This is a genomic window from Bifidobacterium sp. 7101 (assembly GCF_000499285.1).
Lineage (GTDB): Bacteria > Actinomycetota > Actinomycetes > Actinomycetales > Bifidobacteriaceae > Bombiscardovia > Bombiscardovia apis_A.
In genome coordinates this window covers 86,164-102,977 of record NZ_AWUN01000001.1, presented here as the reverse complement: position 1 = coordinate 102,977, position 16,814 = coordinate 86,164, and the positions used below count along the sequence as shown (strand labels likewise).

At 62.0% G+C, this 16,814-nt stretch carries 11 protein-coding genes; 1 reads left to right on the top strand and 10 read right to left on the bottom strand.

The window, feature by feature from the left end:
• Positions 1–87: 87 nt before the first annotated feature.
• Both P272_RS0100380 and P272_RS0100375 read right to left on the bottom strand, forming a co-directional pair.
• Positions 88–2,409: a KUP/HAK/KT family potassium transporter gene (locus P272_RS0100380; RefSeq protein ID WP_029677595.1), complete on the bottom strand. Its 2,322-nt coding sequence runs from the start codon at positions 2,407–2,409 to the stop codon at positions 88–90.
• Between the two features lie 175 nt (positions 2,410–2,584).
• Positions 2,585–3,541: a TatD family hydrolase gene (locus P272_RS0100375; RefSeq protein ID WP_029677594.1), complete on the bottom strand. Its 957-nt coding sequence runs from the start codon at positions 3,539–3,541 to the stop codon at positions 2,585–2,587.
• Between the two features lie 198 nt (positions 3,542–3,739).
• Here P272_RS0100375 and P272_RS0100370 point away from each other — a divergent pair, with 198 nt between their 5' ends.
• Complete coding sequence (locus P272_RS0100370; RefSeq protein ID WP_029677593.1) at positions 3,740–4,804, top strand: glycoside hydrolase family 43 protein; 1,065 nt, start codon at positions 3,740–3,742, stop codon at positions 4,802–4,804.
• 89 nt (positions 4,805–4,893) lie between these two features.
• Here P272_RS0100370 and P272_RS0100365 read toward each other — a convergent pair whose 3' ends face one another.
• The 8 genes from P272_RS0100365 to P272_RS0100330 form a co-directional block, all read right to left on the bottom strand.
• Positions 4,894–5,625 (bottom strand): hypothetical protein, encoded by a 732-nt coding sequence (locus P272_RS0100365; protein ID WP_029677592.1) that lies wholly within the window; start codon positions 5,623–5,625, stop codon positions 4,894–4,896.
• A gap of 164 nt (positions 5,626–5,789) precedes the next feature.
• The gene (locus P272_RS0100360) at positions 5,790–6,671 is read right to left on the bottom strand and encodes a carbohydrate ABC transporter permease (protein ID WP_029677591.1); all 882 of its coding nucleotides are present in this window, start codon (positions 6,669–6,671) and stop codon (positions 5,790–5,792) included.
• Entirely contained in the window at positions 6,668–7,618 is a 951-nt protein-coding gene (locus tag P272_RS0100355) for a carbohydrate ABC transporter permease (RefSeq protein WP_044097612.1), read from the bottom strand. Before P272_RS0100355 ends, P272_RS0100360 begins: the two co-directional genes overlap by 4 nt.
• Before the next feature lie 111 nt (positions 7,619–7,729).
• Positions 7,730–9,049, bottom strand: coding sequence for an ABC transporter substrate-binding protein (locus P272_RS0100350; protein ID WP_029677589.1), 1,320 nt, complete (start codon positions 9,047–9,049; stop codon positions 7,730–7,732).
• Between the two features lie 229 nt (positions 9,050–9,278).
• The gene (locus tag P272_RS0100345; RefSeq protein ID WP_029677588.1) at positions 9,279–10,271 is read right to left on the bottom strand and encodes a glycoside hydrolase family 43 protein; all 993 of its coding nucleotides are present in this window, start codon (positions 10,269–10,271) and stop codon (positions 9,279–9,281) included.
• Positions 10,272–10,404: 133 nt separating this feature from the next.
• Entirely contained in the window at positions 10,405–13,248 is a 2,844-nt protein-coding gene (locus P272_RS08760) for a family 43 glycosylhydrolase (protein WP_172636675.1), read from the bottom strand.
• A gap of 157 nt (positions 13,249–13,405) precedes the next feature.
• On the bottom strand, positions 13,406–14,488 hold the full coding sequence (locus P272_RS0100335) for a LacI family DNA-binding transcriptional regulator (protein ID WP_029677586.1): 1,083 nt from the start codon (positions 14,486–14,488) through the stop codon (positions 13,406–13,408).
• Positions 14,485–16,710 (bottom strand): family 43 glycosylhydrolase, encoded by a 2,226-nt coding sequence (locus P272_RS0100330; RefSeq protein ID WP_044097611.1) that lies wholly within the window; start codon positions 16,708–16,710, stop codon positions 14,485–14,487. Before P272_RS0100330 ends, P272_RS0100335 begins: the two co-directional genes overlap by 4 nt.
• Positions 16,711–16,814: the final 104 nt, after the last annotated feature.

The following is a 16,814-nucleotide window of genomic DNA, read 5'->3' as shown; positions in this document are numbered from 1 at the left end:
GAAAGGCCGGGCACCAGGTTCCATGACGTCAATTCTATGGCCCGGACCCGATTTGGGCCAGGCTGGATAGGGTGAGATTCCACTCACTCAGCCCTTGTGATGCTTGCCGCCCTTCATCTTGCGGGAGGGCAGTACCACACGCGTCAGCTTGGGAACCGCCCGCGTGGAGACAAACAGGGGCTGCACCTCCACGATGGGGTTGTAGGGAGCCAGGCCGAACCACTTAATCGGCGAGCCCGCCACCTTGCGGATGGCGTACTTGACCTTCAACGAGAAGGCGCCGCGGGAGTCGATCTTGGACTCGGGCATCAGGGCCTTGTGGACCAGCACATAGGTGACTGTGCCGATCTGGGGGTCCTCGTCCACCTTGGGGTAGATGGAGGGCTGCTTGGGCAGCTCGCCGCTATCGATCAGCTCGTGCATGATTTGGTGCAGGTAGGTGGCCACATTCTGGTCCACCTTGAAGCCCAGCCTCATGCGCACACGGAAGAGATAGTTGGTGCCGAAGTTCTCCACCGAGTACTTGCGGGTGTAGGGTGCGTCCGTGGTCTGGACCGAGACGGCCCACCAGGCCCGGGCCCGCTTGGGTCGGTTGGCGAAGATGGAGAAGAAGATATCGGTGTCCAGCCGCCGCATCTCCGCATCCGAGGTCAGATAGACCAGGTTGTCCGCATAGTAGGGGACGCGGAAGTCGTTGTGGAGCATCTCCAGGGCGGGCAGGCACTCCTTGGCCGTCATATGCCGCCGCTGCGAGCGCTCCACCTTGGTGCCCACGTCCCAGGTGTACATGATGTAGAGGATGGCCGCGGTCAGCAGCATGGTGAACCAGCCGCCGTGCATGAACTTGGCCATGGAAGCCATGAAGAAGAGGATCTGGATGGCCAGGAAGACCAAGGCGAAGAGCAGGGAGAGCGCCCGTTTGCCGTCGTGCCAGATGTAGTCGGCCAGCAGAACGGTGGTGGTGATCATGGTCACCGTCAGAGCCAAACCGTAGGCGGCCGAGATGTGCTCGGAATCCTTGAAGATGGCCAGCACGGTCAGCGTGGCCGCGCACAGGACCCAATTGATGGTGGGGATGTAGAGCTGGCCACGGGTACGCGCCGGGTAACGCACCTGCAGGTGGGGCATCCAGTTGAGGCCGGTGGCCTCCGAGACCATGGTGAAGGCGCCCGTTATCAGAGCCTGCGAGGCGATTACGCCGGCCGTCACCGACAGGAGGACCGCCACGTAACGCACGGTGGTGGGCATCATCTGGAAGAATGGGTTGAGCCCGTCCACACCCTGCAGAGCCTTATTGTCACTGTTGCGCAGGATCCAGGCCCCTTGGCCGAAGTAATTGAAGACCAGGGCGACGTTGATGAAGGGCCAGGTGGCGTAGATGTTGCCGCGGCCTACGTGGCCCATGTCGGAATAGAGAGCCTCGGCTCCCGTGGTCGACAGGAAGACCGTGCCCATTATGGTCAGACCCACCGGGTTCTGCGGACTGAAGAGGAAGCGGATCCCATAGACCGGATTCAGAGCCTCGAAGATGGACCAGTCGTTGCCTATGCAGTAGATGCCGATCAGGGCCAGGAAGGCGAACCAGACCATGACCACGCTGCCGAAGACCTTGCCGATCCGCTCGGTTCCGCGCGACTGGACCGCAAACAGGATCAGGATGATCACGAAGGTGATGACCATGGTCAGATTTCCGTTTTCACGGAAGATCGGAGTCAGCACGGGGATGGTCTTGAGGCCCTCGACTGCCGAGGATATGGAGACCGCCGGAGTCAGCACCGAGTCAGCCAGGAAGGCTGCGCCGCCGACCATGGCCGGGATGGCCAGCCATTTGCCGTAGTGCCGGACCAAGGTGTACAGGGCAAAGATGCCGCCCTCGCCCTTGTTGTCGATGCGCATGGCCACCAGCACGTATTTGACCGTGGTAATCAGCGTGATGGACCAAAAGACCAGGGAGAGCATGCCCAGCACGGCCGCCCTGTCCACACGGGCCATGCCGCCCTGCCCGGCCACGAAGGCCTGCATGGTGTACAGGGGCGAGGTGCCGATGTCGCCATAGACCACGCCCAGGGCCACGATGCACATGCCCAGGCTGATCCTGTCAGGTGAGGACTGCACCCGCCGCCACCAGCGGCCCAGAGGACCCTTCGGCGGGGTACGGCGACGCTGGGCCGCCCGCTGGGCCTCGCGCCGGACCCGCTTGAGCTCGTTCTCCTCCTCCCGGGTGCGGGATTTGGCCGAAATCTTTGGGGCCTTGGTAAAGCTCTCCGGAGGAAGTATCGATTCTTTCGTCAACCGACCCTTACGAGAGGCCGCCGTCGACTTCGCCGTTTTTTCACCGGATAACCGGGGTGGTTCGTCAGCGCCCCTGCCATCATCCTGAGCCGCCAACTCATGCCGCTCATCCGCCATAGAGCCCTCCATCGGCCAATGCCTTCACTCATCTACTTCCGGGTGCCGTATGTTGCTGTTTGCGCACACGTGCGACGACAACCGTAGCACTCTCCCCCCCACACCCGGCAGGGGCGATTCAGACCGCGACACACCATTAGCTTAATACCGCCTGCCAGCGTCCGTCGGACATCCCTCACAAGCCATAAACCCGGCGCGTGGTGGCTGCCGTCGCTTCGGCCACCTGGGCCAGGGGGCAATCCAGAGCGTCGGCCATGGCACGCAGGGTGTAGGGAATCATGTAGGGGGAGTTGGTGCGCCCCCGGTAGGGCATGGGGCTCAGGTAGGGCGCATCGGTCTCCACCATGATGTGATCCATGCCGACCACGGACAGGGACTGGCGGATTCCCTCGTTGCCCTTGTATGAGACCGTCCCCGAGAAACTCAAATACCAGCCATGCTCGGCAGCCACCTGGGCCATCTGTGCATCCCCCGAATAGGAGTGGAAGATCGTGCGCTCAGGAGCACCGTCCTCCAGCAGTGTCTCAATGACCTGCTGATGGGCGTCGCGGTCGTGGATCTGCATGGGCAAGCCCAACTCCTTGGCCAGGGCGATGTGATCGCGGAAGGCCTGCCGCTGGATCTCTTCAGCCCCCTGACCGGTCCGGAAGAGGTCCATGCCCGTCTCCCCAATGGCCACCACCTGGTCGGGATATGCGCGAGCCAGGCGGGCGACCTCCTCAAGCGCCTGCTCGAAGGTGATCTCATGCCAGGGCTGATATTTCAGTGGCAGTCCGTCCGGTCCCGGCACCCCTCGATGGCCGTGAAGGACGGCCTCATTGGGATGGATGGCCAGGGCTGCGTGAACCACCCCGGGATGGGCCAGGGCCATGTCTACAGCCGTCTGCAGGTGGGGCAGCTCGCAACCCACGTCGATGGCCCCGACAACGCCCACAGCCCGGGCTCTTTCCAGCTGCTGGTCGACCGTGCGGACGGGGACCGGATCCTGCCCGCGCTCCCTGGCCTGCCGGTCCATCTCCTGGGCAAAGGGGACCACAGAGGCCATGTGGGTATGATCGTCGATGACTCCAATGCCTTCGGGCAGCGGCTCGGGGTCGGGAGCCCAGCTGCGGTCGCGATGATGCCTGCTCATGGTCCACAGTCTAGGGTCCCATGCCACCCAAACCGCGACCCGCCCGGACGGCCGGCTCTGTCAAAGGGAAGGTCGGCAGCTAGAATCGCCCATGACGGCCCTGGAACGGTCGGAACGGAAGAGCGAAGAAGCGCCCGCCGTCCGTCCGCCAGTCCCCCGCCGCCGCGGTACCGTTGCCGTAAACAGGAAAGGTGGAACATGTCTACGGATTGGCAACCCTCGTTCGAGGCGACCAGCGCCTACCTCTTCGTCCACTTCACCGGTCATGAACAAGCTGAGACGGATGAGCAGCTCTACTTCGCCCTCAGCCGCGACGGCCTGCACTGGCATGATCTGCGGGCCCAGGGAGATCCGGTGCTGACCTGGAGCGATGGCGAGGGCGGCGTGCGCGACCCCTATATCGTCCGGGGACCAGACGGCCTCTTCCACATCATCGCCACTGATCTGTCCGTCTACCACAGGGGCGGCTGGCAGGAGGGCCAGGCCACCGTGAACGGATCCACCGGCCTGGTCATCTGGGATTCACCTGACCTGGCCCACTGGGGCAGGCCCCGCCTGGTGGATGTGGCCCAGGCCATTCCCAAGGCCGGCATGGCCTGGGCACCGGAGGCCTGCTGGGATGCCGACAAGGAGCAATGGATAGTCTTCTGGGCCACGGCTGCCGCCGACAGCGCCGAGGACCCGGCCGCAGCCGACCTGGCCAATGAGCTGGGCGACGGCATCAACATGTACTACGCCACCAGCGCTGACCTGATCACCTTCTCCCGCCCGGTCAAGTGGATCGACCGCAGCAACGGAATCATCGACACAACCATGCTCAAGGCACCCGACGGCTGGTGGTACCGGGCCTCCAAGGATGATCAGATCACCCTGGAACGCACACGCAACCCCTATGCGGTCACCCATGAGCTGGTGCGCACAGACGATGACCAAGCCTGGTCATACCTGTCCAACCTGACCGACATCTTCGGCCAGGGACGATACTCCTCACGCTATCTGGAGGGCCCCGAGCTCTTCCTTTACAACGATGCCGATGCCGCTGGGCCTGACGGACGGGCCATGCCCTTCGGCCTGATCTGCGACCAGTTTGCGGAGGGCCGGGGCTACCTGCCCTTCCGCTCGGCGGATTTGTCATCCAGGCGGCAGCAGGACTGGGTCCTGGTCACGGATATGAACTTCGGCCGGTTGACCAAGCGCCACGGCTCCATCACGCCCATCACCGAGAGCGAGTATAGGATTTTGAAACGGACTCTGACCCGCTGAGCGGCTTCTCGGCAGGTTCGATCAGGTGTAGGTCAGCGGCAATCCCCTCTCCATCCACGTACAGGTACATGACATAGATGCTCGCAGACTCAGCCGAAATCCATATAGTCGACGAAAGCCCGGACGTAGGACGCGGTATCGGCTACGTTGCTCAGTCCCAGGACGGCGTGATCAGGCAGGCCGGGCACCTGCCGCCAACGCGATGAGCGGGAGAGATCCAGACCCATGGCATGGGACAGATTAGATACCTGCCGACCCTTGGAATCCACCAGAACACCCTGGCTGGCCAACCGCCGCAGGTCGACGCCCTTCAATCCTTGTGAGGGCTGAGCCACCAGCCCACGCTTGCACAGAGTCGGGAAGAGGCTCGCTGGGGCAATCACCATGTTGATCTCGCCTGCAGTGACCCGGGTCAGAGCCTTGGCCGAATCGTCGTACCCCCGGTCATTCAGCGTCAGGGTCGCCTCCATATCGACCAGTCGACCATCCTTGATTCCCCGGTCGCGCATGAATCCCTGTTTGAGGCGGTCGAACCCCTCCTCATGGGCGCTCAAGTTGAAGCCCTGAACTGAAATAAGCGGGTCCGGTGGCCTGGTCAGTCTGGTGACGACCAGGCCGACCAGCAGGGCCAGTACCAGACCGGCGGCCAGAATACCCGGAAGGAAGTGCTCGGCGAAGTATGGCCAACGCTTGTCCGGCGGCAATTGCCTGAAAATGGTCCATTTGGACTGCCCGGCGTGGGGATCCGCCGATGCCAGAACCCCCAAGGCATCCTCTTGCTCGGAGCTCAACCCATACTGATCGTCCTGACGCTCATCCATGCCTGACCTCCCCGCCCGCGACGCTCACCAGCCCAGTCTAAATCCAGTACGAACAAGGGGCCGATGGAGGTTGATCATCCCCCATCGGCCCCTCGGGCACCAAGCAAAGCGACCCACCCCTCAATGGGCCCTGTACCTGGTGCCGATTATGTCGACCTCGTCGGTCACTTGATGCCCGTCATGGCGATGCCCTGCACGAAGCTCTTCTGAATGAAGAAGAAGACGATCAACAGAGGCAGCGCCGAAATCAGGGCGCCTGCCATGACCACGCCATAGGGTGTGACCGAGGAGCCGTGCCCGGTCAGCATGGCCAGACCAGCGGTGATGGTCCTGGTCTCCGGGCGGCTGGTCATGATCAACGGCCAGAGCAGATCGTTCCAGTTGCCCATGAAGTTGAACATGGTCACCACCAGCACCGCGGACTTGGCGTTGGGCAGAATGATCTGCCAGAAGATGCGGAACTCGCCTGCACCGTCGATGCGGGCCGCGTTGTCCAGATCCTTGGGCAGGGATATGAAGAACTGCCGCAACAGGAAGATGCCGCCCACATCAGCCAGCCTGGGGATGATGATGCCCCAGTAGGAGTTGACCAAACCCATGCTTGCCAGCAGCTTGTAGACCGGGATCAACAGGGCCATGCCAGGGATCATCATGGTGGCGATCAGGATTCCCAGCAGGAACCCGCGCCCCTTGAAATCGATCCTGGAGAGCCCGTAGGCGGCCAGGGAGTCGAAGAAGACCGAGAAGACCGTCACAGCCCCGGCGAAGATCACCGTGTTCATCAGCTGCCTGCCGATGGGCATCCGCTGGAAGAGCGAGGTGTAGTTGTCGAAGGTGAATGAGGAGGGAATCACCTTGGGCGGCCAGGTCTGGGTCAGCTTGTTGGGCGTGAAGGAGGTGATCAGCACAATCAGCAGGGGGAAGATGATGATCACCGTCATCAGGATTAGCAGGAAGTAGGTCAGAACCCTTGCCACCATGTGTCGGGCATGGGCCCTCCTGAGCAGCTTATCGTGCTCGATTGCGGTAGGAGTCGACTGGCTCATCCGATTTCCTCCTTCTCATGCTTGTTGTTCCAGACCAGCTGGATAACGCCGATGATCAGCGTCATGATCAGCAGGACATAGGACAGGGCCGATGCGTAACCCATCTTGCCGTTGCCGAAAGCCTCGGTGTAGATGCGGTAGACGATGGTCTCCGTTGCGCGGTCGGGGCCTCCGGAGGTCAGAATGAAGACCTGGTCGAAGACCTGGAAGGATCCAATCAGTCCGAAGATGACCACGTAGTTGAAAGTGGGAAGCAACCCAGGCAATGTGATGTGCAGGAAGCGCTGCCAGGCGTTGGCCCCATCCAGGGAAGCGGCCTCGTACAGGTCCGGATTGATCCCCTGCAGACCGGCCAGGAAGATGACCATGAAATAGCCGAAGTTCTTCCATACGGTGATGAAGATGATGGTGGCCAGGGCCGTGGACTTGGTTCCCAACAGATCCATGTGCTGGATGCCGAAGAGCATCTTGCCCCAGTAGGGTATAAGACCCAGGGAGGGCGAGAGGAGGAAGCTCCAGGCGATGGAGGCCACAGTCAGCGAGATGATGTAGGGCATGAACAGGCAGGTGCGGAAGAAGCCGACCCCCTTGATGTCCTTGCGGTTGAGCAACAGGGCGAAAGCCAGGGCCACGATGACCACCAGCGGCGCATAGGCGACCGCGTAGATGACCGTGTTGCGGAAGTCTGTCCAGAAGTCCGCATTGGTGAACAGCTCGGCGTAATTGTGCAGACCGACAAAGATGCCCTTACGGTTGATGCGGTCTGTAGTCAGCGAGGTGAAGAAGGTCTTGATGGTCGGGTAGAAGACGAAGACCGACAGAACAATCAGGGCCGGGGCTATGAAGCTCAGCCCGATGCGGATATTGCGCCTGGAAAGAGTTTTCTTGTTCTCCTTGATGGCCGCGTCGGCGCCCTGCGCGGGTGGGATCCCAGTGGTAATGGACATAGGTACTCCAAAGTGCCGCCCGGACACCGGGCCCGGGCGACGGTCAGCCATGAGGGACCGGTCGACGGCACTACTGGCCGCCAGACCGGCTTCTCATGGGCGGATGGTCAATCAGTCCTCAGCCTTGTACTCGTCCAGATACTTCTGGATCTTGTTGGAGGCTTTGGACAGCGAGGCGGAAATATCATCGTCGGTGCGGGCGGTGTTCTGGGTCACTGAATCCAGAGTGGCCGAGATATCACCGAAGCCACCCTTGAGGCCGGCGATGCCGATGTAGGAGTTGTCCGTGTTCTCGGAGACCTTGGCGATCAAGGGCCGCTTGGAGAGCTCTTCGGTGGTCACGGTCTTGTTGTTCGGCGGATAGGCGGAGCCCAGAGACCACATGACCTGGTTGTCATGGTTGTTGTAGTATTTGAAGAAGGCGTAGATGCCCTTCTTCTTGGCCTCGTCCTTGACCTGCGAGGTGACCCACCAATACAGGCCGGTGGAACCGGTGTTGGAGCCCTTCTTGCCGTCGGGGTAGACATAGGTGCCGTCTCCGTTGGGCACGGGGAACAGATCGTGCTTGATGCCCTTGTCGGTGGCTGCCTGGTCCTCCCAGGGGCCGACGATGACCATGGCCGACTGGCCGGATTCGAAGGATTCACGTGCAGCGGTGTCATCCATGCCGGTCTTGGAGTAACCGCCCTTGTAGAACTCGCGCATCTTCTGCAGGAAGGCCTTGTTCTGCTCGGAGTTGATGGTGACCTTGCCCTTGGTGTCGTATAGACCGGTGCCGTTGCCCTTCATGAAGGCCGCCCATCCGGAGTCGGACAGGGCCATACCGTACTGGGAACCGTCACCCTTGGTCAGCTTCTTGGCCACATCCAGGAGCTGGTCCCAGGTCTTGGGATAGTCCTGCTCGGTCAGGCCGGCGGCCTTCCACATATCGGTGTTGTACCAGACGGTGGTGGGTGCGTAGCCCATGGGGACCGCGCACTGCTGCTTCTTGCCATCAATGGTGAACTGGGTCTGCTTGGTCACGTTGGGCAGGTAGTTCTTGGTCTCGTTGGAGGGATCGTCATAGAAGTCCTGCACGCACTGGAAGGTGCCGTCGATGGACCAGCCCTGGCCGTTGTCGGCGCCGGTGGTGACGAAGTCAGGACCGTCGCCCGAGGTGACCTTGGTGACCATGGTCTCGCCGATGGTGCTCCAGGGCTGCAGCTGGGCGTCGATGTGATACTTCTTCTGAGACTTGTTGAAGTTCTCGACGATCTTCTTCAGAGTCTTGCCATCGGCCTCGGAGAATCCGTGCCACATGACGATGTTGGTAACGCCGTCCTTGCCCTTGGCATCCTTGCCTCCACTGCCGGAACCGCAGGCCGAGAGCCCCACGGTGCTGAGCGTGGCGAGCGCGATTGCGGCTACCGCAGCCTTTCTGATTGCCTTCATTGTCTCTGTCCTTTCGACATCAAGCAACGGTTACAAAGGAACCGATGACGACCGGAACAACCATGTCCTGCCCATCTGGTCCAATGGCTTGCATCGCCTGGTCACGCTCCCAGATACGTGAACGTAGCCCACGCCTTTGTAAACCGACATCTTTCTAACGTTGCAAATTATATACTACTCGCTTCTCCAACGATGTACAAGCGTGTCGGGCATGGCCCGACGGTACCGCTCAATGGCTACCGTCGGGAGGCAGGATCTGACGGCTTGTCGGGGTCCACCGATCGTCCGGCAGAGGCCGTCCGAAATCCGGGCCATGGTCTGTCCAAGTGACCAGTCCGACCCTGGCATGGCGATTGGGATCAAAGAGGGGATCCCCTTCGATATCTGTGTAGTTGCGGGCATGGTAGACAATCAGGTCCTGGCTGCCGTCCTCGCTGACCGTGAAGCAGTTGTGGCCGGGGCCATACTGATGGTTCTCCTCTGCCGTCTTGAAGACAGGGTGATCGCTCTTGGTCCACGAGGCCGGATCCAGCAGGTCGGCATCCTCACGGGCTGTCAGCATGCCCACCGCATAGGGGACCCCGGTGCCCGAGGCCGAGTAGGTCAGGTAGATCATGCCCTGGTGAAGCAGGACCGCCGGCCCCTCGTTGACCTTGAAATCAATGCATTCCCAGTCATATTCGGGCTTGGAGAGCATGACAGGATCAGTGGCCAGCGTCCAGGGATTGGCCATGCGAGCGATATAGAGATTGGAATTGCCCTCGATGGCCGGATCCTTCTGGGCCCAGATCAGATACTGGCTGCCCCCGATCACCGCTGTGGTGGCATCCAGGGAGAAGGAATCGATCGGGGTCTGGATCTGCCCCTTCTCGGTCCACTCGCCATCCATGGGGTCTTCGTTGGTATTCTCCAGCACATACATGCGGTGGGTGGGCAGATCGGCAGAGCCGAAGTCCTCCTCTGCAGCGGCAAAGTAGATGTACCAGGCTCCATTGATCTGGTGGAGTTCGGGCGCCCAGATGTACTTGCTCATGGGGCCGGACTCGTGCTTGCGCCAGATAGTGCGCTCAGGTGCGGCCTGCAGGTCATTCAGCCTGGCGGCGGCACGCAGGATGATCCTGTCATAGGCCGGGTAGGAGGCGGTGAAATAGTAGAGGTCCCTGTGCCTGATGACCCAGGGATCGGCCCGCTGGAGTACCAGGGGATTGTGGTATGCGCTCATTATGTGTTCCTATCACGAAGACGGAGGTACTGGTCTATATGACCAATATACAACGTTGAATATTAGCGGACTGCCCACCCTCCGCCGGACGATCGAAGTCGGAGGCGGAGGGCTGTTTGGGCAGTGTTCGGGTTCAGCCCCGGGCTCGGCGAATGGCGGTGAACACCAGTGCTCCCAGACCCAAGACGAGGGCCGCCGATGCGGCAACGACGGGAGTCGACAGGGCCGATCCAGTCAAGGGCAAACGACCGGCCTTGCCTCCCTTGTTTCCCTTGCCGGAGCGACCTGCAGGCGCAGGAGTGGAGTTCGCGGCGGGAACAGCCGCATGACCGCTATCGACATTGGCATCCTTTTGAACCTTGGCATCGGTCAGAGGACGCGAACCCCAGATGGCCGCGGCACCTGCCGCCTTGGAGACATCGGCACCAGCCTCGGTGAAGACATCGCCGCCCAGCCCCGAGAAGAAGACGACCGGATGGCCCTGCTCATCAAGCTGTCGGCCCAGCTTGGCCCGATAGACGCCATGCAACAGAGTGCCCGGATCCGCCGAGTCCACCTTGATGGTCAGGTCGCCACCGGTCGCGGTCCAGGAGCCCTTCACCTGGCCGCCCAGCCGACCGCCGGCCAGCAGGCTCACCGACACCGACCGGTAGATGGCCGGGCTGGACAGGCCGGATCCCGCATAGTAACGGACCGGATCATGGACCACCACCTGGTAGTCGCCGACCACCTGGCTGGAGGAGACCCTGCCCACCGAATCCCGGTATTCGAAGGGCGTCATGACCAGCCAGCCGTCAGCGGTCTGCACCATCTGCTTGACCCGGACCTGGTGCTCTTCCAGGTTGCCCTCAGCGCGCACGAAGCGGGTGTGGTAAACGTTAAAGACGCGATTGTCGTCAATCAACAGTGCGTTGCCCCCCTGCGAGGTCAGCACCTGGTCCTGCCCGGGCTGGGCGAAGGAGGAGTCGATCCGCAGGCCCCGGTTGGCATCCAGATCATTCATTGCGCGCCCATAGACGGCCGGCTTGCCGTTCTGATCCAGGTAGGGGCCGGTGATGGAACGGGAGCGGAATTCACGCATCTGGTAGCCCCCGGTCTGCCCGAGTCCGCCGTAGGAAAGCATCAGATACCACCAGTCCCCCCGATGGACCAGGGCGGTACCTTCGCCTGAGTTGCCGAAGCCTCCGGCGAGTTTGTGCCCGTAGTAGGCGTCGGACTGGTTGGCCTGGGTGGGGTAGGTGGTGGAGTAGTCGCGCAGCCCGGTATTGGGGTCCAGGCGGATCATCCAGATGCCGCCGAACCAGGAGCCGAAACTCATCCACAGGCCCCCCTGACCGTCATCCTTGACACAGGCATCAATCGCATTGATACCCGTATCCGTGAGGCTGGCATAGCGCGACAGATCGGCATTGGGACCCAGCACCTTGGGAACGTCGGTGGCCGCCACATTGGACTTCTGGAAACCGGAGTAGACCACCGGACCCACCAGGCTCCAGTCCCCCTCGATGTCGTCGGCAGTCAGCAGGACGATGACCGACTTCTGGAAGGGGAACCCTCCCCCGTTCAGGCTCAGGTACATGCACCACTTCTTCATGGTGGCGTTGTAGTAGACCTCGGGCGCCCACATGTTGCCGGTCACATCCAGATTGGAGGACTGCTTGGGCCATGCTTTCCAGATGGGATCCAGAATGCGCTGGTAATCCCGGCTCAGATTGTTGGTGAAGGGCTCCCAATGCTTGAGATCGGTGCTGCGGGCCCAGGCCCGGTGGGAGCCGAAGATGTAGTAGCGCCCTCCGGCCTTGACCACGGAAGGGTCATGCACGGAGACGCGCGAGTAGGCGTTCTGACCGTCCTTGGAGGTGCCCCTGACAATAAGCCGGTAGTCCTGCTGGATGGCTTTAGCGTCCCGGGATGACCTCGAGACCTTGTTGGCCTGCAGCCGGGCCGTCAGCGTAACTGGGACATCCCGCTTGCCGGGGACCACATGGGCCCTGCCGGTGGCCGCATTGACACTGACCGTTCCAGGAGCCGAAGAGGTCCACCCCACTGATGCGACAGTAGTTGAGACCGGCAGGTTGAAATCACCGTCCACGGCTGCGGGAACCGCCAGGGATGTGGCCTGCTGGTCGATCAGATCCCCAAGGTCCTCCGGAGGCAGGGTGGCGACGATCTGGTCGGCATTCAGGGCCTGCGGATAGACAGCGAATGACTGCACTGCGCCGTGGAAGAGCGCATCGCCTATGCCGGGGTATCGGGACTGGCCGATTACGTTGTGATGATGGTCGCCAAAGGCGGCAGGATTGACCGTAGCCTTGCCCTCAGCCACCTGTAGACCATTGATATAGAGCCGGACCATATTGTTCTTGCCATCGATGGTGGCGGTCAGCGTGGAGAAGCGGTCATCAGGCAGATTCTTGGATGCCGGCAGATAGGTCTCGCCCTCGCCGTTGGCCTTGGAAGTGATGGATGTGTAGAGGGAGGTGTGGGTGGAGGCGGTCCAGGAGCCGACGGCCTGCTGACCGGTCCCCCCTAGCGACCAGAGGTAGGTCCAGGGGCCTGAGGCGTTGAACCGGTCGTTGCGCACGCGGATGGACACCGTGGCACTGGCGCGTCCGCTCAGTATGTCATCAGGAAGCTTGACATAGGTGGATCCATCGAACAGGAGCGCGTCGTCGGCCTTGACTGCCCCGGTCGGCTGGCCATCGGCGTCCAGGATACGGGCCGGGCCAAAGGATGAGCCTGAGACAGTATTTTTTGCCTCCTTGTCTCCTGTAGCAAGGGCTGAAAAATCGTAGCCGAGCAGGGGCTGTGGCTGGTCGGCTGACATCCTTGTTGTGACGCTGCCGTCGGCTGGGGACTGATCCGCCCATGCTGGAGAAACGACTGTGCCGCCCGCCAGTACCATGCCCACGAGGGCTGCCGCTGCAACCCCTCCTCGGCTCCGTCGTCCTGCGCCTGATGACGATTGATGACGCATGTTCACACCTTTCCATGTCGGCATCGGAGCGACTGCGCTCCGACCGGCAGGCCTCCATGGTCCGCCGATGCCACCTCGAATCGTTCGAGAACGTCTTCAGTATATTACAACGTTAGAAATCAAGAAACCAGGAACACACGAAAAAGAACATCAGCAATCAGACGGCAATCTCGTTTCCTGGCAGGGCACGGGTTGAATTGCGGACCACCAGCGAGGAGGATACCTTGCGGAAGACGTGCTCGCTTTCCTTGGTGTTCAGCGGCTGCACCCCGTTGATCCTGTCCTTGAGAACACGGACCGAGAGCCTGGCCACTGCCTTGAGCCCGGGCGAGATGCTGGTCAGCGAGGGCGACAGATACTGGGAATCGTCGGAATTGTCGAAGCCGATGACCGAGATGTCGTCCGGCACCGACATACCGTGCATTTGTATGGAATGCAGAACCCCTGCCGCCAGCATGTCGTTCAAGGCCACCACCCCGTCGGGGACGATGCCCTGGTCCAGCAGGGAGTTCATGGCGTTGACCCCGTCGATACGGTGCCACATGCGCGATGGGGCCACCAGCCGGGGATCATAGTCCAGGCCGGCCTCCTCAAGGCCCTGTCTGTACCCCTCCAGGCGAAGAGCGGCCGAACCCAGCTTTTCGCCGGGGTGGGTGCCGATGACCGCCACCCGACGGCAGCCGGTGTTGATCAAATAAGCGGTTGCGTGTTTGGCACCCTCCACGTTCTCCGTCGCCACATGATCAAATTGATCGCTGAAGATCCGCTCCCCCACAACCACCAGGGGGTAGTCCACCCGCAGCTGGTCCAGGTCGTCCATGCCCAACTCCAGCGGGCTGTAGATGAGGCCGTCGATCATGGATCGCTGTGAGCCGTGCAGGGCCTCGATTTCACCCTCGCGCGAGTAGAGGGTGGGCTCCACCAGCACCCTCATGCCCAGCTTCTTAGCCTCCTCGATGACCAGGGAGGAGAGCTGAGCGAAATAGGGCATAGCCAGATCCGGTATGGCCAGTGAAATCATCCCCGTATAGCCCAGCCGCAGGTTTCTGGCCGGCACGTTGACCCGGTAGCCCAGCTCCTCTATGGCCTTGTTGACCTTGCCCCTGGTGGCCTCGGAGACGAATTCGTAATCATTGACCACGTTGGAGACGGTCTTGACCGACACTCCTGCAGCCTGGGCCACATCCTTCATGGTCGGGGTGGAACCACGTCCTGTGCCGGGGGAAGCGGCTAAACTCATAAGACCCTGACCTCCAAGGTTACCGTGGCGCGGGTGGGGTCGAGCTCCTCATCCGTCTGCATATCCAATACGGGCATCCCCTCAGCAGACCAATGTACCCGCCGTACCTGACTGTCGCGGCCAAGGTAGCGGTCCTGGTCATGCTCGGCATTATGGAAGACGTAGATCATGGTGCCGTCCTCGTCCTGGGACCACATTCCGTGGCCGGTGCCCAGCTGCCAGTGGCCATTGTACTTCCCGGACTTCTGCAATGGGTAGTCCAGCTTCTTCCACACGCCGGGATCGCATAGATCGGCCCCGACTCCGGCCGGCGCGGTCACCAGTCCGGTGGTGTAGTCGATGCCCACCAGGGAGCCGGAATAGATCAGGAAGATCCGGCCGTCGTGGACCACGGCGTTGGGCCCCTCGGCAATCATGTTGTCCCAGGCGAACTCCGGGACGATGATCTGGCGCGGCGTGCTGGTCAGACGTTCGGGGCGGGCCGGATCGAAGGCGGCGATCCAGACCGAGCCCAGCTGCTGCCATGCGTAATACCAGCGGCCGGTATCGTGCAGGACCGTCATGTCCAGGCTGATTCGCTGGATGGGGTTGAGAGGGGTGCCTTCAGCCCGCAGGATGGGTCGGGGGCTGTCCCAGTTCTCAGGCTGGCGAGGGTCCAGATCCCGGCCCTGGTCGTCGCGGCGAAGCTGCATGATGTGGCAGCAGCCCGTCCACATGTCCGGCTTTCCGGCCCGATCATTGGCGGTCCCGTCCGGGTTGGTCTGCGGACCATCGAAGCAGGGCATGAAGAGGATGGAGAGCCTGCCGCCGATGAGGTGAATCTCCGGGGCCCAGAAGCAGCCGGTCATGACTCGGCCCTCGCTGTTGCGATCGCCCCTGCGCAGCAGGTCCACCTCCTTTTCATGGCCACCGGCCTGATCGCTCAGACCTTCAATGGAATCAGCGACCCGCAGGGGCATGTGCGTGTGCCCGTTCAAGGGGTCGACACAGTTGCCATCCGCATCCTCGGTGGCGATGAACATGAACAGGCGCTGTCCCCTCCAGGACCAGCGGAAAATGGAGGGATCGGCTCGCTGCCGGGCGAAGGGGACCGGGTAAGCCGTCTGCCGGACCCGTCCGCCGATCAGCCTGGTCTGCCCAGGATCCAGGCGACCCTGGGCCAGATCATTGGCCAGACGATCCAATTGACCCTGGTCCCAATCCACCCCGCGCAGGGCGGTGGATCCGTCACTGTAGAGGAGCCTTGCCTGCGCCTGCCGGACCGACTCCAGGCCGTCGCCTTGGGACACCTGAACCGGATCCACCTTCACGCCCGTGTTGTAGATGCGGCCGAAGCGTTCCAGCAGGCCACGCTCGCAATCGGCGCTGACCAGCACCACATTGCCAGCCAGGATGCCCTTCATGCCGCAGTCCTCCTCCAGTGCGTGCCGCCGATCCAGGGGCAGGGGGTCGCCTTGGGCCAGGGGATCATCATCCTCCAGAACCTTCATGTCGGCCACCATGCCCATCCGTGTCGGGTCGTCCACCGTGGCCGTGCACAGCTGCCCGCGGTCGTCGTCCCAGTAAAGCCGGCAGCACTGGCCATCGTCCAGGAGCCGCGCCCTGGGTCTGTGGACCCCATGAGCGCCCAGGATATGGACCTGCGGCAGCCGTCGATAGGTCAACAGATCCGGTGAAAGAGCCGTCAGGAAGGAGTCGGTCTGGGAACCGTCCAGCTGGCCACCCCTAGCCGTCCTGGTGGCCAGAATGACGAAGGTACCATCCCTCAGGGGCAGCAGGAAGGGGTCGATCAGACTCTTAAGGATCAGATCCTGCCCTGGGACCACCGCCAGTTCCTGAGCCGCCTGTGAAGCCTGGCCATCATCGACATTGTCACCGCCATCAGCATCAGCATTGGAGCCCTCGCCCTGATGAGCGTCCAGTCCAGGGTTTTGCTCGCCTTCTTGCGGCGCCACCTCGCCTGGCAGGGCAGCCCCGGCCGTGCAGGCCCCGCGGGCGCTATCCGGCACAGCCCTGGTGGGCACAGCCGCAGCGAAGAAGATGCCGTAGTCACCGTTCAGGGGCTCCCAACGACCGGTCGCCCGTGAACGCAGGGCCAGGTGCATGCTCAGGGCGACATCCTCGTTGTTGGCCTCCTGCCGATCAGTGGGATGCCGGGTATAGCACATGAGTGCAACCCCATTCCCAATTTCGCGTCCACCGTCCAGAGCATCCTCACCCATGACGATTCCTTCCATCCGGCTTGCCGGCTTCAACGCCGACGACTATCGTTTCTAACGATAGAAATTATACATGGAGACCAGTCCCCGACGCCCGATGCCCGCAT

What these genes read in the sequence shown, in the direction of transcription:
- P272_RS0100380 (WP_029677595.1), bottom strand. Translation starts at nt 2,409, where the DNA reads ATGGCGGATGAGCGGCATGAGTTGGCGGCTCAGGATGATGGCAGGGGC.
- P272_RS0100375 (WP_029677594.1), bottom strand. Translation starts at nt 3,541, where the DNA reads ATGAGCAGGCATCATCGCGACCGCAGCTGGGCTCCCGACCCCGAGCCG.
- P272_RS0100370 (WP_029677593.1), top strand. Translation starts at nt 3,740, where the DNA reads ATGTCTACGGATTGGCAACCCTCGTTCGAGGCGACCAGCGCCTACCTC.
- P272_RS0100365 (WP_029677592.1), bottom strand. Translation starts at nt 5,625, where the DNA reads ATGGATGAGCGTCAGGACGATCAGTATGGGTTGAGCTCCGAGCAAGAG.
- P272_RS0100360 (WP_029677591.1), bottom strand. Translation starts at nt 6,671, where the DNA reads ATGAGCCAGTCGACTCCTACCGCAATCGAGCACGATAAGCTGCTCAGG.
- P272_RS0100355 (WP_044097612.1), bottom strand. Translation starts at nt 7,618, where the DNA reads ATGTCCATTACCACTGGGATCCCACCCGCGCAGGGCGCCGACGCGGCC.
- P272_RS0100350 (WP_029677589.1), bottom strand. Translation starts at nt 9,049, where the DNA reads ATGAAGGCAATCAGAAAGGCTGCGGTAGCCGCAATCGCGCTCGCCACG.
- P272_RS0100345 (WP_029677588.1), bottom strand. Translation starts at nt 10,271, where the DNA reads ATGAGCGCATACCACAATCCCCTGGTACTCCAGCGGGCCGATCCCTGG.
- P272_RS08760 (WP_172636675.1), bottom strand. Translation starts at nt 13,248, where the DNA reads ATGCGTCATCAATCGTCATCAGGCGCAGGACGACGGAGCCGAGGAGGG.
- P272_RS0100335 (WP_029677586.1), bottom strand. Translation starts at nt 14,488, where the DNA reads ATGAGTTTAGCCGCTTCCCCCGGCACAGGACGTGGTTCCACCCCGACC.
- P272_RS0100330 (WP_044097611.1), bottom strand. Translation starts at nt 16,710, where the DNA reads ATGGGTGAGGATGCTCTGGACGGTGGACGCGAAATTGGGAATGGGGTT.